The sequence below is a fragment of the Streptococcus dentiloxodontae genome, assembly GCF_053206925.1.
The window spans coordinates 43773-63646 of record NZ_JBRUHR010000002.1 but is presented as its reverse complement, the minus strand read 5'-3'; the positions used below and the strand labels follow the sequence as shown (position 1 = coordinate 63646).

The 19874-nt window shown below is 40.2% G+C and carries 18 protein-coding genes; 14 read left to right on the top strand and 4 right to left on the bottom strand.

Annotation, left to right across the window (positions count from 1 at the left end; translation table 11 throughout):
- The first annotated feature begins 61 nt into the window (after positions 1-61).
- The 6 genes from ACVRZ8_RS01755 to ACVRZ8_RS01730 all read left to right on the top strand — a co-directional run bounded on the left by ACVRZ8_RS01755 (position 62) and on the right by ACVRZ8_RS01730 (position 4959).
- Positions 62-544, top strand: coding sequence for a hypothetical protein (locus ACVRZ8_RS01755; RefSeq protein ID WP_447447610.1), 483 nt, complete (start codon positions 62-64; stop codon positions 542-544).
- 34 nt (positions 545-578) lie between these two features.
- Positions 579-767, top strand: coding sequence for a hypothetical protein (locus tag ACVRZ8_RS01750; RefSeq protein ID WP_447447609.1), 189 nt, complete (start codon positions 579-581; stop codon positions 765-767).
- A 400-nt stretch (positions 768-1167) separates the two neighbouring features.
- A complete protein-coding gene (locus tag ACVRZ8_RS01745) occupies positions 1168-2583 on the top strand; it encodes a hypothetical protein (RefSeq protein WP_447447608.1) in 1416 nt (471 codons plus the stop codon).
- A 256-nt stretch (positions 2584-2839) separates the two neighbouring features.
- Positions 2840-2968: a DUF4044 domain-containing protein gene (locus ACVRZ8_RS01740; protein WP_447447607.1), complete on the top strand. Its 129-nt coding sequence runs from the start codon at positions 2840-2842 to the stop codon at positions 2966-2968.
- Positions 2969-3038: 70 nt separating this feature from the next.
- Entirely contained in the window at positions 3039-4352 is a 1314-nt protein-coding gene (gene obgE / locus ACVRZ8_RS01735) for a GTPase ObgE (protein ID WP_447447606.1), read from the top strand.
- 442 nt (positions 4353-4794) lie between these two features.
- Positions 4795-4959 carry a hypothetical protein gene (locus tag ACVRZ8_RS01730; protein ID WP_447447605.1) on the top strand — a complete coding sequence of 55 codons (165 nt, stop codon included), beginning with the start codon at positions 4795-4797 and terminating at the stop codon, positions 4957-4959.
- A 380-nt stretch (positions 4960-5339) separates the two neighbouring features.
- On the opposite strand, the gene ACVRZ8_RS01725 is transcribed toward ACVRZ8_RS01730, so the two are convergent.
- The 3 genes from ACVRZ8_RS01725 to ACVRZ8_RS01715 form a co-directional block, all read right to left on the bottom strand.
- Positions 5340-6845, bottom strand: coding sequence for an ATP-binding cassette domain-containing protein (locus ACVRZ8_RS01725; RefSeq protein WP_447447801.1), 1506 nt, complete (start codon positions 6843-6845; stop codon positions 5340-5342).
- Between the two features lie 679 nt (positions 6846-7524).
- Positions 7525-8265 (bottom strand): amino acid ABC transporter ATP-binding protein, encoded by a 741-nt coding sequence (locus tag ACVRZ8_RS01720; protein WP_447447604.1) that lies wholly within the window; start codon positions 8263-8265, stop codon positions 7525-7527.
- Positions 8265-10466: an ABC transporter substrate-binding protein/permease gene (locus ACVRZ8_RS01715; RefSeq protein ID WP_447447603.1), complete on the bottom strand. Its 2202-nt coding sequence runs from the start codon at positions 10464-10466 to the stop codon at positions 8265-8267. The genes ACVRZ8_RS01720 and ACVRZ8_RS01715 overlap by 1 nt, the downstream gene beginning before the upstream one ends.
- 309 nt (positions 10467-10775) lie before the next feature.
- On the opposite strand from ACVRZ8_RS01715, the gene ACVRZ8_RS01710 reads away from it, so the two are divergent.
- From ACVRZ8_RS01710 to ACVRZ8_RS01685, 6 genes are all read left to right on the top strand, one after another.
- Positions 10776-11693 (top strand): CPBP family intramembrane glutamic endopeptidase, encoded by a 918-nt coding sequence (locus ACVRZ8_RS01710; protein WP_447447602.1) that lies wholly within the window; start codon positions 10776-10778, stop codon positions 11691-11693.
- 83 nt (positions 11694-11776) lie between these two features.
- A complete protein-coding gene (locus tag ACVRZ8_RS01705; RefSeq protein ID WP_447447601.1) occupies positions 11777-12424 on the top strand; it encodes a YdbT family protein in 648 nt (215 codons plus the stop codon).
- Positions 12421-14412: an excinuclease ABC subunit UvrB gene (uvrB, locus tag ACVRZ8_RS01700; RefSeq protein ID WP_447447600.1), complete on the top strand. Its 1992-nt coding sequence runs from the start codon at positions 12421-12423 to the stop codon at positions 14410-14412. The genes ACVRZ8_RS01705 and uvrB overlap by 4 nt, the downstream gene beginning before the upstream one ends.
- 33 nt (positions 14413-14445) lie before the next feature.
- Entirely contained in the window at positions 14446-15090 is a 645-nt protein-coding gene (locus ACVRZ8_RS01695; protein WP_447447599.1) for a CPBP family intramembrane glutamic endopeptidase, read from the top strand.
- A gap of 362 nt (positions 15091-15452) precedes the next feature.
- Positions 15453-16013, top strand: coding sequence for a GNAT family N-acetyltransferase (locus tag ACVRZ8_RS01690; RefSeq protein WP_447447598.1), 561 nt, complete (start codon positions 15453-15455; stop codon positions 16011-16013).
- 91 nt (positions 16014-16104) lie between these two features.
- Positions 16105-17133, top strand: a complete 1029-nt coding sequence (locus tag ACVRZ8_RS01685; RefSeq protein ID WP_447447597.1) for an acyltransferase — start codon at positions 16105-16107, stop codon at positions 17131-17133.
- Positions 17134-17262: 129 nt separating this feature from the next.
- Here ACVRZ8_RS01685 and ACVRZ8_RS01680 read toward each other — a convergent pair whose 3' ends face one another.
- Positions 17263-17856, bottom strand: coding sequence for a class I SAM-dependent methyltransferase (locus tag ACVRZ8_RS01680; protein ID WP_447447596.1), 594 nt, complete (start codon positions 17854-17856; stop codon positions 17263-17265).
- A gap of 139 nt (positions 17857-17995) precedes the next feature.
- On the opposite strand from ACVRZ8_RS01680, the gene ACVRZ8_RS01675 reads away from it, so the two are divergent.
- Both ACVRZ8_RS01675 and ACVRZ8_RS01670 read left to right on the top strand, forming a co-directional pair.
- Positions 17996-18568 (top strand): TetR/AcrR family transcriptional regulator, encoded by a 573-nt coding sequence (locus ACVRZ8_RS01675; RefSeq protein ID WP_447447595.1) that lies wholly within the window; start codon positions 17996-17998, stop codon positions 18566-18568.
- Positions 18569-18782: 214 nt separating this feature from the next.
- Positions 18783-19853, top strand: coding sequence for an acyltransferase (locus ACVRZ8_RS01670; protein WP_447447594.1), 1071 nt, complete (start codon positions 18783-18785; stop codon positions 19851-19853).
- Positions 19854-19874: the final 21 nt, after the last annotated feature.

Genomic DNA, 19874 nt, shown 5'->3' with positions numbered 1-19874 from the left:
TCTGTCTGTATATCAGGACTACTTCGGACGCTGTATTATAATGGCAATAAGGAGGATTTACATGCGACGCGTTATAAAGACAATCATCTTAATCATTTTGGTTTTGGGATGCATTATTGGCATAAGAGCTCTCTATTTTTTTGTTTTTGGTCAGCCTGGCGATACTTCACATGTCAATATTAATTACGGTCATTCAAGATTATATTCTCAAAAGGAAAGAAAAGCTGCGGCCAAGGTGATCTTAAGGAAATTTGCTTCCTTTGAGAACTGCCAATTAGAAAAGCTCAGTTACACCTCAGACGAACAGTCTAAAGAAGAACTTGCCAGTCGGAAAGAAGGGGATGCTAAGCGTTATCAAGAGGGGTATGACAAAAAGGATAATTCTAAAACTTATGATGACTGTATCGTTTTTACATCAAGTTTTACAACAGGCAGTGACCCAGATCCAGGATTTAGTCCTAATGATCATTACACTGCCTGGTCTTGGACTTTGGTCAGGAAAAAAGGCGGTCAATGGCACCTCATTTCGTATGGACAGGGTTAAAAATGGCTTAATAGAATTGGATGGAGGTTAGCTAATGTCCTTATTGAGTTGGTTTAAAAAAAGTCAGGCTCTCCAAAATTTTGAGCCTGACCTATCTTTGATGAGTCATAAAGTTGATATTTTAAATCCTAATTTAAAAGAAGTCGAAGAAGCTGTTTTATTGGATGGAAGAAGCTCACGTTCATTTCTTATGATAATGCTAAAATTGTTAAGGCTATCTTGAAGAATTCTTGAAAAAATGTTAGGCACTGCTGTAAGTGTTGTCATACTCTTACAGAAAAACAAACATTATTTTACTTTATGTTTGAGAAATAAACAAGAAAACGGTAGTTGTTCTGTCAATGAGAAACAATATCCCCCATTCGTCTGGCTGCTTTTGAAGGAAGATTTTCCTGCTTAAAAGCTTTACTTAACTTACAGTTTTTATTTATCATGGCTTACTAAAAACTAAGACCCAATTTTTATCAAATATATTAGAAGCTATATTTAGGAGGAAATCAGACGATTTTCTCTGTTTTTTTATTTAAAATTAAAAATGTATTATTATTTTAAAACAAAAAGTATTGACTTTTTAGTTTTTTAAGGTTAATATAAGATTATCATTAAAAGAAAGGCCGTTTATTATGATTAGGAAAAATACATTTTTAAAAACCTCTGTTTCGGCTCTGCTATTTTCAAGCCTTTTATTGGGCGCTAATGTTGTAGCTGCCGAGGAGACTGCAGATACCGCTACTCCTGTAGTGGAAAGTCAGGTACAAGATACGGTGACTGAAACTGTCCAAACCAGCATTGACCGCTCTGCTAATGCCAATACTGCTGAAGGTCAAGAAGTGAACGCTCAAGAGCAAGAAGCAGTTACTGAAACATCTGAAGCAGCGAGCGATCAGACAGCATCTTCTGAAGCAACTTCTCAAGAGACTGTCACTTCCGAAGCGACAACGGCTGAGACTAAAACAGAAAGTACCTCTGAATTAACGGAATCAGAAACTAGTCAGGACAGCCAAGCGGCCACCAGTTATACAACTGCAACAGCTGCTGGCCAAGAGAGTCAAGCAGTTAGCAGTCAGGCAGCTGAAGACAGCAAACAGTCAAGTGACTATATCATAGGAGAACGTTCAGACCTCAATTATCAAGATAATTACTATACTTATACGGTAGATGGTGAAAATGTAAAAAATACTTGGGTAGAAATTTCCGATGACCAGATTATGTATTTCGGTGCAGATGGTCATTCTGTATCAGGCCTTCAAACTGTTGACAGTAAAAACTATTTCTTTGGTAAGTTTCGTGTTATGGTTAGTCTAGGTCAGTTTAAGGGATATACTGATAGTGACGTTTACAATATAAAACTTGATGCGGGCGATTATCTGAAAAAAGGCAAGAAGATAGCTGATTCTGAGGGTAATACTTATTACACTAATAAAGATACCGGAGAAATCGCTACCGGATGGATTCAGTATGATGAAAGCTATCTCTATGCTGATAAAAATGGTGTCCTTCAGACTGGTTCGACGGTCATTAATGGCAGAAACTATTATTTTGATAAAGATGGTAAGCAAGTCAAGGGTGCTTTTGTAACTACTGAGAATGGTAAAACATACTTCTATGAAGGACATGAAGGCCGCCGTGTTAGCAACTCCTATGTAACAGAAGGCGGAAAGTGGTATTATGTTGATGCTAAGGGACAGAAAGTTACAGGACATCAAACCATTAATGGACAGGAAGTCTATTTTGATGACAATGGTGTTCAGGCTAAAGATGGCTGGCAAACCGATAAAGAAGGCAAGACTTACTATTATGACAAGAATTCAGGTCAGTTAGCACGCGAAAAATTTGTTGAAACAACTGTTTCAGGAGAATCAGGATATTGGAGTTATGTCAATAAGAATGGTAATAAAGTGACTGGTTTCTACCAAGCATCAGATGGCAATACTTATTATTTCGACGAGCTTGGCCGACAAGTCAAAGGAGCTACTGGCACCTACGGCGGAAAGTCTGTCAGCATCGCATACGGTACTGGTATTGTTACTTTCCTATAATTTATCTTTGAAACAAAAAGGAGGTTCAACTGAACTTCCTTTTTTCTGAAAGCTGCCGCTTGACTTTAGAAAAAATCATCTATCTAGCCTTATTTAGGCAACTTTGTAAAATACCTTCGGCATAAAAGCGATTAGACTTAAATAATCTTTTTTATCTTAAAAAGATTATTCCTACAAAGGCTGGTATGATTTGCTTATTTATCGGAAATTTGATACCATAAAAGAGATATTTATAAGAAAAAAAGAGGTAAGAATAGTGGCATTTGGTGATAACGGACCGCGTAAAAAAACAGCATTTGAACGATTGACAATATTTGTCGTTCTTGTTATGTTAATCGTAACTGTTGGTGCTCTGGTATTTTCAGCTGTAGCAGCTGTATTCTAAGACGCTTCAGGGCGTTTTTTTGTGTTAATCGTTGGCACAAAAGAAGGCAGAAAGAGAGTGAAATTATTATATGAGTATGTTTTTAGATACGGCTAAGATTTCTGTGAAAGCCGGTCGTGGCGGTGATGGTATGGTAGCTTTTCGCCGTGAAAAATATGTTCCTAACGGTGGTCCGTGGGGCGGCGATGGCGGCCGCGGCGGCTCAGTTATTTTTCGTGTTGACGAGGGTCTGAGAACCCTGATGGATTTTCGTTATAATCGCAGGTTTAAAGCTAAGGATGGCGAAAAGGGCATGACTAAGGGCATGCACGGCCGCGGTGCTGAGGATTTGATTGTCGCGATCCCTCCAGGAACAACAGTGAGAGATAGTGAGACAGGTAAGGTCATCACAGACTTGGTGGGAAATGGACAGGAGTTTGTCATCGCTCATGGCGGCCGCGGCGGCCGTGGCAATATTCGTTTTGCAACACCGCGAAATCCTGCACCGGAAATTTCTGAAAATGGAGAGCCTGGCGAAGAGCGTGAGCTGGAATTAGAATTGAAAATTTTGGCTGATGTAGGTCTAGTTGGTTTTCCGTCAGTCGGGAAATCAACTCTTCTTAGTGTTGTTTCAGCTGCTAAGCCTAAGATTGGCGCCTATCATTTCACGACGATTGTCCCTAACTTAGGTATGGTGCGCACCAAATCAGGTGAGAGCTTTGCCATGGCTGATTTGCCCGGTTTGATTGAAGGGGCATCACAAGGTGTTGGTCTTGGGACGCAGTTTCTGCGTCATATTGAGCGCACACGTGTTATCCTGCATGTACTGGATATGTCAGCGGCAGAGGGACGCGACCCTTACGAAGATTATGTCCAAATTAATAGAGAACTTGAGACTTACAACCTTCGTCTTATGGAGCGTCCGCAGATTATCGTGGCCAATAAAATGGATATGCCTCAAGCCCAAGAAAATTTGAAAACCTTCAAGGAAAAATTAGCATCTGACTATGATGAATTTGACGAATTGCCGATGATTTTCCCTATTTCAAGTTTGGCGCATCAAGGTTTGGAGAATTTGCTGGACGCGACAGCAGAATTGTTGGATAAAACAGAAGAATTCCTCTTGTATACAGAAGAGGACATGGCGCAAGAAGAGGTTTATTACGGCTTCGATGCGGATGAACGTCCCTTTGATATTTCGCGCGCGGATGATGCTGCTTGGGTATTGTCTGGTGAAAAACTTGAAAAACTCTTTGTCATGACCAATATGGAACGTGATGAATCGATCATGAAATTTGCCCGTCAATTACGTGGCATGGGGGTTGACCAAGCTCTTCGTGAACGCGGAGCTAAAGATGGGGATATCGTTCGTATCGGTAAGTTTGAATTTGAGTTTGTGGATTAACTTCGCAGATTTAGTTGCGGCTAAAGCCGCTAACTAAATCACAGCAAGTTCTATGAAACTTGCTTAGCGAACTTACTAATTCGAAAAGTGATTAAAATCGAATCACTTTTCTCATGTCGTAATGTTTTGAAAAATATGGCAGTCAAATTTCAGCCGCTATGGCGGACTTCCTACCAGCATCACTAATGCGGTCAAGTCAGTAACATCGACTGACTTGACTGCATGTCGTAACAGTTCAGTCCTTGTTAGCAAAGTTATCAAATAAGAAGATGATAGTTCTCTGAAACTTGCTTAGCGAACTTACTAATTCGAAAAGTGATTAAGAGCGAATCACTTTTCTCATGTTGTAACATTCTGTATAACAAGTGTTGAGGGAATAGTGTCGTAAGTGCAATAAGCTGTTTTCAATCTGTTTACCAATTCAAGAAAATGGGGTGTTCTTATGGGTGATAAACCAATATCATTTAAAGATAAAGATGGCAATTTTGTGTCGGCAGCTGATGTCTGGAACGCTGAAAAATTAGAGGAGCTTTTTAATAGGCTTAATCCTAATCGCAAATTGCGTTTGGAACGTGAGAAATTAGCCAAGAAAAAAGAAGAATCTTAAGCCATCTCAAATAGAAAAACAGCCCTAGAGTTGAGCTGCACTTTCTAAATTAGACAGAAAAAGTCTGACTTAAAAGGTGTTTTTCATGGTCTAGGGCTTTTGTTATACTCTTTGAAAATCAAAATAATACGTCATTAACTTCGCCTTGCCGTACTCCAGTGATACAAGTTAGGTTTGTCTCATTTCAGCCTTCAACTATCCACTAGATAATTGAAGTTGTCTGCGGTTTGTTGCGACGCGAGGAGGTGAAATCGATATTATTTCACCAACGAGCTAGTAAGGTTTTTAGCCAAGGCCCTTATAGGACATGGCGTAGCAAATTCAGCGTCAGCGAATTTGCTTAAGACGTTGCCTCGTCTGATTTTGATTTTCTTTGAGTATTAATTCAATTTTACCAATTCTGTTTGCGTTAAGTAATACTGTTCTCTAGCCACCTCATCTATAAACTTCCTATCGTGCGATACGCTGATAATACAACCCGGAAAATCCTTGAAAACTTGTCGAATAAGTGGCTGACTGGTTGGAGAAAAATGACGTGTTGGTTCGTCTAGCAGCAGTACATTGCTACCTTCCAAAACAATCTTGGCTAGAAAGAGTTTGGCCTTTTGACCACCTGATAAGCTTGTAACAGAGTGCATGATTTCATCCCGTGTGAATTGGAGGCTGGCCAGCAGATTGCGGCAAGATTCTTCGTCTGCATTCTTTTTGAGAAATTGCAGAGCAGACTGCTTATCGTCCAGTAATTCTTCGTAGTTTTGTGGCATATAGCCGACGGACAGGTCTGGTTTGTCCATCAATGCAGCAAGAACCTCTTTAAGCAGGCGTGTCTTGCCGATCCCATTTTGTCCTGTAATAGCCAGCTTATCCTGACCGCGGATTTCAAGGTCAATCACTTGTCCCGTTGGCAAAGGCCGATTTTCCCAGCACAGCAAGATCTTGCTGACAGGCAGAGGTCTGATATCTGAGAAAAAGATCTTGATGGCATCCATATCTTGCGGAATTTCCGTGAAGTTTTCCGCTTCCTTGGCATAGCGTTTTTCCTGAGACAGAACATTTTTCATTTTCTTGGCTAGCAGCCGCCCTAAAACATCATTTTTCGTGTTACGAAGCTGATTCTCTACACTTTGGTGGATGCGATGGTGGCGCGCCATTTTCTTGGCATGTTCCTCACGTTCTTTTTGTGCAAGTTGACTCTGCTTAGCAAATTTTTTCTTGCGCCGCTGTTTATAATCTTGATAATTCCCTTGAAAATAGCTGGCGCGGGGTTCTTGGCGTTTTTTGCCCAGCTCAAGCTGTAAAATAGCAGTAGCAGTGTTTTCCAGCAGTGTTTCATCATGAGAAATGAAAATAATGGTTTTGTCCGTCTGGCGGATAAACTTTTCCAGCCAGATCGTTGTTTCCAAATCCAAATCACTGGAAGGCTCGTCAAAAAGAAGCAAGTCAGGCTCATAAGCAAGCATTTTAAGGAGTTGCAGTTTTAATTTTTCTCCACCTGAAAGACTGGAAATGGTTTGGCTATCGTCATCAAATCGTTGACTGTCAAACTGAAAACGCTCTGCCATTTGATAAAAGCGATTGAAATCAAACAGATCATAATCTATATCGTGGTAAATATAGTCTTTGATGGTTAGAGCCAAATCTTTCTCTTCTATGTTTTGTGGCAAGTAGCCGATTCGGCTAAAGCTATTCTGAATAGTACCCGTCATATCAGTGTAGCTGCCAATTAGCTCAGGGTTGAGTATAGCCTTGAGGAGGGTAGACTTGCCGGTTCCTTCCTCCCCGATAATAGCTAATTTCTTACCAGAATTGACGACTAAGGATAAATCTTTAACGAGTGTTTGTAAATCTTTCTGGTGGATAATAGTTAGACAATGGACTTGTAGCATCATAGACTGTCCGCCTTTCTTTTCAACAATAAAAGCCGCTACTTTATCCAGTAGGGCTCTTTTGTTGACAATAAAAATAGCAGCAGTTCAGCTACAGCTTTTGGTTTTCGGTGCACACAAAAAATTCTTCCAGATAAAGTATATCCAATTATGAAGAATTTTAATTTTTCAATGCACCTTACCTCCGATAATGTTATAGTAATATTCTAGCAAAGCGCTTTCAAAAAGTCAAGGGACTGTTATCATAAAGAGGCTAGAAGAAGGGGAGCTGACATCACCAGTTAGAGATATAAAAGAATTGATTTGATAAAATTACGACACAAAATCCCTCAGTTAATATCGAACTGAGGGATTTTACTAGTAAGGTGTTTAGTAACGTCTTATAGGACTTTTGCTAAATATTTGGAGATGTGGACTTTAGTTTATAACAACAGTTACGACAGTAAAAAAGCCAGACCGATTATGTCTTGCTTTTTTACTAAGTGAGGGTGTAAGTCAGTCCACCATAGTGGCTGACATCACCAGTTAGAGATATAAAGAATTGGTTTGATAAAGTTACGACGCAAAAACCCTCAGTTCGATATTAACTGAGGGTTTTTGCTAGTAAGGTGTTTAGTAACGTCTGATAGGACGTTACGTTGTTTAGCTAGTGACTTTAGTCACAGATAAACTTAACACGTTAAACATTCAGCACTTTGTCCAAGAAGTCTTTGAGACGTGGGTGCTGCGGGTTGTCGAAGATTTGTTCTGGTGTGCCGTCTTCGAGGAATTGTCCGCCATCTGTAAAGATAACACGGTTGGCAACCTTGCGAGCAAAGCCCATTTCATGCGTAACAATCAGCATGGTCATGCCTTGTTCAGCTAAGTCTTTCATAACATTGAGAACATCACCGACCATTTCAGGGTCAAGGGCAGATGTTGGTTCATCAAAGAGCATAATATCTGGGTTCATGGCAAGGCTGCGTGCAATAGCAACACGTTGCTTTTGACCGCCTGATAGGCTATCTGGTTTGGCGTCGGCCTTATCGGCAAGTCCTACCTTTTCCAATAATTCCATGCCAACTTTTTGAGCTTCTTCTTTGCTGTATTTGCTCAGCTCGACTGGCGCAAAGGTAATATTTTCAAGGACAGTCATATGCGGAAAGAGATTGAAGTGCTGGAAGACCATTCCAATATTTTCTCGAACCTTATCAACGTCGGTTTTAGGATCTGATAAATCAGAATTGTCAACGAAAACCTTGCCAGACGTGATGGTTTCAAGCAGGTTCAGCGTCCGAAGAAAAGTCGACTTTCCAGAACCAGAAGGTCCGATGATGCAAACAACATCTCCTTCATGAAATTGAGCATTAATTCCTTTGAGGACTTCATTGTCACCATAGGACTTGTGCAGATCTTGTACATCAATTTTCAATTCAGCCATTATTTAAGCCTCTTTTCTAATCGTTTTGCCAGCTTGGTCAAAATGGTGATAATCACCAGATAAATGATAGCTAAGATAGCATACATGCGGAAAGATTGGTAGTTGCGGGCAATGATAATTTTACCAGTTTGGAAGAGTTCGACTAGACCGATAGCCGATACGATTGTTGTATCTTTCAATGAGATAACAAATTGGTTGATAAAGTTAGGCAGCATGAGCTTAACAGCTTGCGGTAAAATGACTTTTTGCATCGTTTTACCATAAGAAATACCAAGACTGCGGCTGGCCTCCATCTGTCCGATAGGAACAGCTTCAATACCGCCGCGGACAATTTCAGCAATGTAAGCTCCGCCATTGAGCGAAAGCGCAATCGTAGCCGCAACGAAGTCATTAATTGGTGATTGTTCATGTGTGATGGATTCAATAAGGTTTGGAATCCCCCAATAAATGAAAGCAGCCACAATCATAAGCGGAATACCGCGAATCACATCAACAAAGACTTGAGCAATTGTCCGAGCGATCTTACTTGGACTGACGGCCATCATTCCGAAAATAATACCGATAAGCATGGCGATGGTAAATGATAGCAGTGTCAGACCAATTGTAATGCCTAGACCTTGTAGCAATTGTTTGTAGTTGTTTTGTATGAGTCCCCAAATGGTAGTTTCATCTGTCGAATTTGATGACGAAGATGTTTTCTTGTTGTCATTGCCTAGGTAGTTATTGATGATTTTATCGTATTGACCAGATTTAACCAAAGCTGCTAAGCCATTGTTAAACATTTGAATTAGTTCGGGATTTGCTCCTTTTTTAACGGCAAAGCCGACATCTCCTGATTTTTCACCATCAATAGGTGTTTTAAAATTACGGCCTTGCTGAATAGCATATTTGAGAACGGCTTCATCGTCCATGATAGCATCAACAGAACCTGAGTTTAAGCTATCATAAAGGGTTGAGCCATCATCATAAGCTCTGACGGTGTAACCATATTGGTCAGCATGCTGAGTCAGCCAATCGTAAGAAGAAGTTCCCTTTTTAGCTCCGACTGTTTTGCCTTTAAGGTCTTCATAACTTTTGACATCACTGTTTTTAGCGACCGCAAGAATAGTATTGGATGAGTAATAACTGTCTGAGAAATCAAAGGTCGTTTTACGATCGTCGGAGATGGTCATCCCTGCAATAACAGCGTCTGCCTGACTGCTTTGAACAGCATTGAGGGCTGCATCAAAGCCAGGATATTGCAGCTCAAGCGTAAAGCCCTGCTGTTTGGCGATAGCTTTGATTAACTCAACATCAATTCCTTGATAATCGCCAGAACCGTTTTGAAATTCAAAAGGTGCAAATGACGAATCAAGAACGATGGTATAAGTATCCTTGACAGGTGTTGCTTTAGCATTAGCATCACCTGTTAAATTCAATGAAGCAGATGGTGTTGATGAATTAGCTGAAGCTGATTTGCCCAGCCATTTGTTCATGATTTTGTCATAGGTTCCGTCTTTTTTCATCTCAGCCAATGCTTTGTTGAAATCATCAATCAAATACTCGTATTTACTACCTTTTTTTACAGCAAAAGCAAAGCTTCCGATTGATTCGGCATCAATATTGATTGCGTAATTTTTCCCTTGACTGATGGCGTATTGGACAACAGGTGTATCATCCATAGCTGCATCAACAGAACCTGAGTCTAAACTATTGTTCATCAAATCGCTGGTGTCAAAGGTTTTTACAGTGAAACCGTATTGGTCAGCGTGTTTATCAAGCCAAGTCTGAGCAGCGGTTCCGTTTTTGACACCAACAGTTTTGCCTTTAAGCTGACTGTAGTCAGAAATCTTCTTATCGCCTTTTGTGTAGACAACGATAGAAGTATCATAATAAGTGTCTGAAAAAGTAAAGACCTTTTGTCGTGCTTCAGTTACCGTTGTTCCCGCCATTAAAGCATCGGCTTGCCCTGACTGGACAGCGTTGACAGCTGCATCAAAACCAGGATAGGTCTGTTCATAATCCCAGTTTGCACGTTTAGCAACTTCGCTGATAATATCAACATCAATTCCTTTGTAAGTCTGATCGCTGTCCTTAAATTCAAAGGGCGCATAAGCGGTATCAGAAACGATGCTGATTGACTCTGCGGATGCTTTAGCACCGCTAAGGAAGAGAAATGCTGAGACAATTGTCAGCAATAGAGCTTTCCATTTTGAGGTCATTGTGATCTCCTTTTATCTATTTGGACATGTTATAAAACTGTCCATAATTTTACTGGTGAAGCCTGTTATTAATGCTATTTTCAAAATAGCAGAGCCTCTAACACCCAGAATAAGATGAAAAAGGCTCCAGCCCAACCAAATATAAGCTTTATTATAGCAAATCAGCAAGGATTAAGCAAACTTTAAGAGGTTTATATGTTATGTTTTATGACATATAAGCTTAGAAAAATTGCCTCAGTTCACTTGTCATTTTTGATGGACAATGCTATAATTGTATTACTGAAATAATATAAAAAGGAGAAATGCTTTATGAATGATAAAAGAATTTTAGAAGCTCCGACACATTTGTACGATAAGCTTCCTAAATGGCTGTTTCTGATCTTGACCTGTCTGATGGTCTATGTGTTTGAAATAGTAGGTGCAATTTTGGAAGGTATTGTTATAGGTGCTCCGATTGCTATTGTAAGTATTGCAAGTGGTCATGATATTTACTCTGTTTTTAATACAAGTTTGTATCTCCAATTATCGTTATTTTTGTTTATATCATTGCTTGTTTTATTTTGGGTTTGGAAATTTGAAAAACGTCCAATCAGCAGTTTAGGCTTATTTAAAGGGCATATTTGGCTTCAAATTTTCAAGGGCTGGGGATTAGGAACACTGGTCTTCTCACTTGCTTTTGCTATCACTTATATCTTTGGCGGTCTCAATTTTGACAATGTCGATTTTTCTTGGACAACTATCCTTTATGCTCTTTCTTTAATGCCGTTTTGGTTTATCCAAAGCGGGACAGAGGAGCTGCTGACACGTGGCTGGCTCATGCCGCTTCTCAACAAGCGTTTTAATTTGGCTATTGCTGTTGGTGTTTCAAGTTCTCTTTTTGGAATTTTGCATTTGGGGAATGGTCATGTCACCTTTTTATCTATTTTAAGCATTATCTTGTCTGGTGTCTTTATGGCGCTTTACACGTTGAAGACGGATAATCTCTGGGCTGTTTCAGCTTTTCATGCTGCATGGAATTTTACACAAGGCAATATCTATGGTGTTGCTGTTAGTGGAACAGAATCAGGAGCAGCGCTCTTTAGTTTTAGTCAAAAAGCTGGGACAGCTGATTGGATTTCAGGCGGAGCTTTTGGTACGGAAGGAAGCCTCTTGACTAGTATCGTTCTGCTTTTGGGGAGTATCTATCTAGCTTGGCAGTTAATGTTAGAAAGTAAAGTCCAAGACTGAGTTTCAAAACTCGGTCTTTTATAATGATGTGGTAAAATAGAGGGGAAAGAGGTTAATGATGATAGATAGTAGGAGGAATATTTATGAGTATACGGTATAGCCTGTGGAAGTCACTGATTGTGATATTATTTGGTGGTCCGTTAGGCCTCTTTTATAGTCTTTTATTTATAGTCATGCCCTTTGTTCCTAATTCAGATTGGGTGGGGACACTGCTTGCAAGTCTTTTTATGGGAGGTATCGGTATTCCTTTGACCTTGCTGGTTCTTCACCTGATTATTGGACTGTTTCAAAGACGGGTTGTGTTCCGCTTTGATGAGAAGGCTGTTACGCGTTATTATGGCGTATTTAGAAACAAGCGCTTGGTGATTCCCTATGATGTTATTGAAACGATTGGTAGACGGGATAAAAGCGTGTCTCAAGGGATAAATGAAGAGTATGGGAGCGGTGCTAACCGAATCTTCAAAAATACCTTAAAGGCAGCTCAAGTGGCAGATGGCGATACACACTTAACCGCGGGCAGTGTGATGGACACTACCTACTCGTACTTTTACCTTGTGTTCAAGGAAGGAGATCAGGCGGTTTCTTATGCCAAGCAATTTGGTTATAAGAAAAAAGGAAAATTAGAGACCATTCGAAAAACTCGTATCGTAGATTTTAGGCTATTTTTAGTAGCCAAGTTTTCTACAGATGAGATTTCCAATTATATGAAAAAGATGAGGAGTGCAAGATGATTGATCGTGTGACAGATAATCACTTTAAATTAGTATCCAAATACGAGCCATCAGGTGATCAGCCTGAAGCCATTGAAGCTTTGGTGGATAATATTGAAGGCGGCGAAAAAGCGCAAATTCTTAAAGGGGCTACTGGTACAGGGAAGACCTATACCATGAGTCAGGTTATCCAGAAAGTCAATAAGCCGACCTTGGTCATCGCCCACAACAAAACCTTGGCTGGGCAGCTTTATGGTGAATTTAAGGAGTTTTTCCCAGACAATGCGGTGGAATATTTCGTCTCTTACTACGATTACTACCAGCCTGAAGCCTATGTGCCTTCTAGTGATACCTATATCGAAAAAGACAGCTCCGTCAATGATGAGATTGATAAACTCCGTCACTCGGCAACGTCTGCGCTTTTGGAGCGCAATGATGTTATTGTTGTGGCATCTGTCTCTTGCATTTACGGTTTGGGTTCGCCCAAGGAATATGCCGATAGTGTTGTCAGCTTGCGGCCCAGTCAGGAGATTTCTCGCGACCAGCTCTTAAATGACTTGGTGGACATTCAGTTTGAGCGCAATGATATTGATTTCCAGCGGGGGCGTTTTCGTGTGCGTGGTGATGTGGTGGAAATCTTTCCAGCTAGCCGTGACGAACATGCCTTTCGTGTGGAATTTTTTGGTGACGAGATTGATCGTATCCGAGAAATTGAGAGCTTGACTGGTCGTGTTCTTGGTGAAGTGGATCATTTGGCGATTTTCCCAGCTACCCACTTTATGACTAATGATGAACACATGGAAGTCGCCATTGCCAAGATTGAAAAGGAAATGGAAGAACAGGTCAAACTCTTTGAAGCAGAAGGCAAGCTGATCGAAGCGCAGCGCATTCGCCAAAGGACAGAGTATGACGTAGAGATGCTGCGCGAAATGGGCTATACCAGCGGTGTCGAAAACTACTCTCGCCACATGGATGGGCGAGCAGAAGGGGAGCCGCCTTACACCTTGCTGGACTTTTTCCCAGAGGATTTTCTCATCATGATTGATGAAAGCCACATGACTATGGGGCAGATTAAGGGCATGTACAATGGTGACCGCTCGCGTAAGGAGATGCTGGTCAACTACGGTTTCCGCCTCCCGAGTGCGCTGGACAATCGTCCGCTGCGCCGAGAAGAATTCGAGAGTCATGTCCACCAGATTGTCTACGTGTCCGCAACGCCGGGTGACTATGAGATGGAGCAGACCGATACAGTCATTGAGCAGATTATCCGGCCGACTGGTCTCTTGGATCCAGAAGTGGAAGTGCGTCCAAGCATGGGACAAATGGATGATCTTTTGGGCGAAATCAATAGCAGAGCTGAAAAGGGCGAGCGGGTCTTTGTGACAACCCTGACCAAGAAAATGGCAGAAGACCTGACCGATTACCTCAAGGAAATGGGCGTTAAGGTCAAGTACATGCATTCAGACATCAAGACCTTGGAACGTACCGAGATTATCCGCGATTTGCGTTTAGGCGTCTTTGATGTTCTTATCGGCATCAATTTGCTGCGCGAAGGCATTGACGTTCCAGAGGTCAGCTTGGTAGCTATTCTTGATGCGGACAAGGAAGGGTTCCTTCGTAATGAACGCGGTCTGATCCAGACCATTGGACGGGCTGCGCGAAATAGTAACGGGCATGTCATTATGTACGCTGATAAGATTACCGAGTCTATGCAGAAGGCTATGGATGAAACCCACCGCCGTCGTCAAATCCAAATGGCTTACAATGAGGAGCACGGCATTGTCCCGCAAACCATTAAGAAAGAAATCCGCGATCTCATTGCTATCAGCAAATCTAGCGATACAGACGTGGCCGAAGAAACAGTTGATTACAGTGCTATGACCAAATCTGAACGCCAAGAGGCTATCAAAAAACTACAAAAACAAATGCAGGAAGCTGCCGAACTGCTTGACTTTGAACTGGCCGCCCAAATCCGCGATATGGTGCTGGAATTGAAGGCGATGGATTAAATAAGATGAAAAAGAATTCTTTAAGTTAAAAGAATGAGTTCTTTAATAACACTCAGCAAAGGAGTGACTTTCATGAATTCTAAAACAATGATAAAAAGGTTTGTTAAGATAACAGGGCTTAGCCTTGTCTGGTTAGTGCTGTTTGGACTGACGGTTAATCTGGGCTTGTCTCATGACTTATTTAACAAATACTTTGGTGAAAAAGGCATGATTGTTGCAGGCAGTCTCTTAAATCTTATAGGATTAGCAGTACTCGCTTATAGACATCAGAATTGGACTGGGGAAATGTTTCAAGTTAGGCAAAAACAGATACTCTGGCTTTATGCTATCTTAATTTTAGCTGCTGTCAGCCTACCTTGGCATTACCATTGGACAGATCTTCCAGTGGTCTACTATTTATTGTTTACAATAATATCAGTCTTCTGGCAGGATTACCTTACTTTTGGTCTTTTGCAGCGATATTTGCAAGAGGAACTATCTTTTAAATGGAGAATCATTTTTCTGCCACTTTTATTCCTATCAGGACATTTCCTTTACATTTCACATTTTGGAACTAAGCCCATGATGGTCGTCTTGACTTTTGTAATGGCCTTGCTTTTTACTTATCTTAGGGAAAAGACTCAAACCTTGCATTGGCTGCTTTTTCTTCATCTGATGTTTTATTTTGCGACAGCTTAGGAGAGGTGAGAGTCAAGAGTCATTAACATTTAACTACCAGTTTAAATAGGAAAAGTCATCAGGAAGTGGTTGCTTTTTGTCTGCGATATGGGCGGGATTTGCTGAAGCGTTTTGGTTATCAGACTGTTTCAGCAATCAATTAAGGCTTGGCTTGGAGGAAACGGCAGAATTAAATCAGTCATGACTGCCGACTGACATATAGACTGCGTCAAGTCCTACGGGATCTTGCCTAGAGCCCTCACTAGCTCGCTTGCTGTAATGGTATTGATTACAATGGGCTTGTGCCGGTAGAACGAACAGGTATAACTGGAGTTAGGCAAGGGATTTTAACAGCATATTGTTAGTATAACAACGATAGTAGAATGGACGGTAATAATATGAGAAAATCGGTAAGACTTGAATTGCTGAAAGAAAGTGACCGAGAGCAGTTTATTCGTGATAATCAGGAATCTTTTGCCTATGGCGCTCAGGCGGGATTAGCTGAAAAGGGGGCTTCTGTCAATGAAACAGGAGAGATTATTTCACGGGAGACAATTGAGCGCTCAATTGACAGCGGTCAGGCTTATCGGATTATAGATGGCGGGAAAAAAGTTGGCGGTTTAGTTGTTAACATTGAAGGTTGTCATGGTGAGTTAGATCTTTTGTTTATTCTACCTGCTTTTCATAGCAAAGGTTTAGGATATGCTGCATGGTGCGCAGTGGAAGAACGCTTTCCTGAGGTTACTATTTGGACAACGGTGACCCCCTATTTTGAGAAAAGGAATATTCATTTTTATGTCAATCGCTGCGGCTTTCACATTGTTGAATTTTTCAATTCTCATCACCCCGATCCAAATGAAACAGACAGACTTGATGCATCGGACGATGAACAGTTTTCTGATGGTATGTTTCGATTTGAGAAACGTAAAGATAAGCCTATCTGAGTCATTGAACAAATCTGTACAGAATGATGCTTTTTTCTAAAGACTTTTCATCCTGCTTATGGCATAATAAAAATGATATTTCAAAAAAGAAGTGATTAAAAAACGGCAGGGTTCCTCGCGCCATGTGGGAATTGAGCTTGCCAGAATTTTGGCTATGCTGATGATTTGCAATCTTCATATTCTTGGGATTGGTGGTATACTGGATAAACTTGGACATTCTTGGAATGGTTACTATGTTTTTGCAAATGTTTTAGAATCTTTTTCTTACGCTGCTGTTAATATTTATATTTTAATTAGTGGTTATGTTGGTTTGACCTCTCGATTTAGCTATAGAAAATTTGGCCGCTTATGGCTGCAAGTGATTTTCTATACTTTATCAATCACAGCTTTATTTTCAATAGTTTCAAAGCAAGGTATTACTTTACAAGATTGGAGCAATGCTGTTTTTCCCATTGTCCATAATCAGTACTGGTTCATGACCTGTTATTTTGGTTTGCTGCTATTCGCCCCTTTTATAAATCAGGCGGTTCAAGTGCTGCCTAAGAAGCAGTTGGGGCAGTTAGTTGTTGGAAGTTTTCTGCTTTTTTCGCTGCTTCCAACGCTTTTTAAACAAGATATTTTTGGCTTGACCGAAGGTTATAGTGTTTTATGGCTGTTAGTGATGTATTTGTTTGGTGCTGCTGTTAGACGTTTTGAATTGGAAAAAGATATTAGATTCTGGCAGTGCTTTTTGGGTCTTATCGTTATGGTCGGGTTAACTTTTTCTTTAAACTGGTTTTCTTATGTTCAATGGAGAAGCTATATATCACCGACAGTCGTTTTTCAAAGCCTTTTCTTTTTCCTTATCTGCCTAAAGATAAAAGAATTACCACCTTTGTGGTCACGTATTGTTTTAACCATTTCCCCATTGACTCTAGGAGTTTATCTTACCCATGTTCATCCATTGGTGTTTACTCGAATTCTGCCTAAGCTGGCAGATGTGATTGTGCCTCACAAGCTCTTTATATTTATGTTCCTTATTGTTTTACTGACATTTATCATTTTTATACTGGGAATCTTTGTTGATTACTTTAGAGCAAAATTATTTCACTATTTTCAGAAGAGACTATCAGGACAATAGCCTAATTGTAAAAGTAAATGTTATGAATTGCTTTAGCTTTTTTTGCCAGACTATGTTTAAAACAAATTAATTTAAATTGAAAAAACTGCTGCTTTGTATTGATTAAAGGTCAAAGAGCAGTTTTTCTTTTTATTTTTCGCAAATAAATCCTAAGTAGACTTCATTGCTTCTTATCTGAATCTGCCTGTAGCCAATTTGTCTAAGCAGATGTAAAAAAACAGCAGGATCTTTATAGGTAGGCAAATGATAGCTTATCATACTCTTCTCACTCGTTATCAGTAAGCGTCCGCCCTTTTTCAGCACACGGCGGCATTCTGCTAAACCCAGTTCTAAGTTATCCCAATAGATATGGGTCTGGGTTGCTATGATAAGGTCAAAGGTTTGGTCAGGAAAGGGCAGAGCGCTGACATCACCAAGCTGCAAGTAAACGATGCCAGCTGAAATTTCTTTTTGGAGGCGTTTGCGCGTCTGTTTGAAAGCCTGAGCAGAGACATCAATGCCAAAAAGTTTAACCTGAGGCTGTTTTGCCAGCTGCTTCAGGTTTGCTCCGCCGCCGAAGCCGACATCTAAGATAGTCAGATTGTTTGGGTTGTCTATCTGCTTTAAAGTCCATGTGCTCAGACCACGAAAATAAATTGACCAGATTCTCGTCATTATACCGCCAATAAGTCCGCTAGGCCTTTTTGACTGCCTAATAAGGTAATCTATCAATGAATCTGCCACTATTTTTCTCCTTAAGTTTGAAATATAATTGCAATTAATTCAAACTTATTTTAAAAAATTATTTTCAGGAAGTCAAGAGTTTGAAATTTAATTAAATTTATTTCAAAGTTATGCTATACTTATTTTGAAAGGAAGTCTTATGAACAAATATCAAAAGAATACTCAGAGAAAAAAAGAGGCTATTATTCGTGCAGCTTTGGGTCTTTTTCAAAGTAGGGGATTTAAAGCTGTCAGTATGAAAGAAATAGCAGCTGCAGCGCAGGTTTCACCCGTATCCATTTATAACTATTTTGGCAGCAAGGAGCAGCTGATTGAAGCGTGCCTCCCGCTTATTATTGGGGATAGTTTGGAAGAAGCAAGGACAATTTTGAAACAAGAGGCTCTGCCATTTGAGCAAAAGCTAGAAAAAGCTTTGAACTTATGTACTCAAAAGGTGAATTTATCTGTTTCTCAGTATTTTACTCAGGAGGCTTTGGACGATAAGCGGTTTACTGAACTGTTGGCAAAGCGGATTAATAAGGAAAAGCGGGAAATTTACCGTTCTTACATTGAATACGGTAAAAAGGCGCATGCGATTGACAGTAACCTATCCACCGAAACGATTATTGATTTTATGGAAGGTTTAAATCAGGTTGACAGTAAGCAGATTAGTCAAAGAAAAATCCAAGAGCTGCACCATTTGTTTTTGCACGGCTTACTGTCTTTTTCCTAGACTTTTAATTGAAACTTAAGGCACTTTCGTTATATTAGAGTAGCAGAAGTGCTTTTTTAATCTCAATAGGGATAGGAATGTTTAGGAAGGGTAATCAACGTCAATTGTTTATTACTAAACTGTAATACTGTTTTTGTATAATGAGGCCTGTTGATTTCTTGAAAAATGAGAAGCTGATAATCTATTTTCCAATTCTAGCGATAGGGAGGAAGACATGACAGCCAAACAATCTCGTCACCCAGGTATTGAATTAGCCCGTATTGCAGCCATGTTTATGATTTGCGGTCTGCATGTATTGACCCAAGGCGGTATCCTAGACCTTATCAAGACGAAGGGCAGTCCCTTGTATGTCTATGCTTGGTGTCTGCAGATACTTGTTCACAGCTCGGTTAATATTTATGCGCTTATTAGCGGCTATGTTGGACTGACAGCTAAACACCATTATGGAAAGTTGCTGACCTTGTGGCTTCAGGTGCTTTTCTATTCACTTTTAATAACAGGCTTAATCAGTTTGATAGAGCCTAACCTTCTGAGTTCTGATAGCTGGCTTACAGCTTTTTCACCGATTTACCATAATTATTATTGGTATATGACAGCTTATTTTGGACTTTATTTCTTTGTTCCTTTTTTAAATACAGCTATCCAAAACCAGACCAAATCTCAGGCTGTGCTTTTCTTTATAACGACTTTTCTTGTTTTTGCAGTTATTCCTTTTGTGTTTGACGAGAAAGTATTTAGTTTGGACAATGGCTACAGCATGATTTGGCTGATTTACCTCTATATTTTAGGAGCTTATATCAAAAAATACAAACTGGAAGATAAAGTGTCCTTTCGGTTATTAGGCAGTGCTGTTTTTCTTTCGACCCTAATCACCTATCTCTTTATTCTTTTTAAGTCAGAATTTCTTTTGCATTATACTTCAGGAACTATTTTAACGTCTTCTTTGGCTATCTTTTTAATCTTCGCTAAAATCAAAAGGATACCTGAAAGACTAGAGGTAGCTGTGACTATTGTAGGGCCTTTGAGTTTGGGCGTTTACCTCAGCCATGTTCACCCTTTAATTTATGATCACTTTATTCCAAGATTGGCTCAGCTCTTTTCAAATGTTAACGGCATAACTTTTGCTGTCCTGATTTTAGCGATTCCCACTCTTTTTTTCCTTCTTGGGATTTGTCTTGATGCTGCGCGTGATAGGCTGTTTCGCCTGTTCAAAATTAATGCCTTACCTTGTCTGCTGGATAAAAAGCTGCATCCGCTTGACCGCATTAATAGCAGTGAGTTATAATAGCCATGAAGTCGGCCTGAT

What these genes read in the sequence shown, in the direction of transcription:
- ACVRZ8_RS01755 (WP_447447610.1), top strand. Translation starts at nt 62, where the DNA reads ATGCGACGCGTTATAAAGACAATCATCTTAATCATTTTGGTTTTGGGA.
- ACVRZ8_RS01750 (WP_447447609.1), top strand. Translation starts at nt 579, where the DNA reads ATGTCCTTATTGAGTTGGTTTAAAAAAAGTCAGGCTCTCCAAAATTTT.
- ACVRZ8_RS01745 (WP_447447608.1), top strand. Translation starts at nt 1,168, where the DNA reads ATGATTAGGAAAAATACATTTTTAAAAACCTCTGTTTCGGCTCTGCTA.
- obgE (WP_447447606.1), top strand. Translation starts at nt 3,039, where the DNA reads ATGAGTATGTTTTTAGATACGGCTAAGATTTCTGTGAAAGCCGGTCGT.
- ACVRZ8_RS01730 (WP_447447605.1), top strand. Translation starts at nt 4,795, where the DNA reads ATGGGTGATAAACCAATATCATTTAAAGATAAAGATGGCAATTTTGTG.
- ACVRZ8_RS01725 (WP_447447801.1), bottom strand. Translation starts at nt 6,845, where the DNA reads ATGCTACAAGTCCATTGTCTAACTATTATCCACCAGAAAGATTTACAA.
- ACVRZ8_RS01720 (WP_447447604.1), bottom strand. Translation starts at nt 8,265, where the DNA reads ATGGCTGAATTGAAAATTGATGTACAAGATCTGCACAAGTCCTATGGT.
- ACVRZ8_RS01715 (WP_447447603.1), bottom strand. Translation starts at nt 10,466, where the DNA reads ATGACCTCAAAATGGAAAGCTCTATTGCTGACAATTGTCTCAGCATTT.
- ACVRZ8_RS01710 (WP_447447602.1), top strand. Translation starts at nt 10,776, where the DNA reads ATGAATGATAAAAGAATTTTAGAAGCTCCGACACATTTGTACGATAAG.
- ACVRZ8_RS01705 (WP_447447601.1), top strand. Translation starts at nt 11,777, where the DNA reads ATGAGTATACGGTATAGCCTGTGGAAGTCACTGATTGTGATATTATTT.
- uvrB (WP_447447600.1), top strand. Translation starts at nt 12,421, where the DNA reads ATGATTGATCGTGTGACAGATAATCACTTTAAATTAGTATCCAAATAC.
- ACVRZ8_RS01695 (WP_447447599.1), top strand. Translation starts at nt 14,446, where the DNA reads ATGAGTTCTTTAATAACACTCAGCAAAGGAGTGACTTTCATGAATTCT.
- ACVRZ8_RS01690 (WP_447447598.1), top strand. Translation starts at nt 15,453, where the DNA reads ATGGACGGTAATAATATGAGAAAATCGGTAAGACTTGAATTGCTGAAA.
- ACVRZ8_RS01675 (WP_447447595.1), top strand. Translation starts at nt 17,996, where the DNA reads ATGAACAAATATCAAAAGAATACTCAGAGAAAAAAAGAGGCTATTATT.
- ACVRZ8_RS01670 (WP_447447594.1), top strand. Translation starts at nt 18,783, where the DNA reads ATGACAGCCAAACAATCTCGTCACCCAGGTATTGAATTAGCCCGTATT.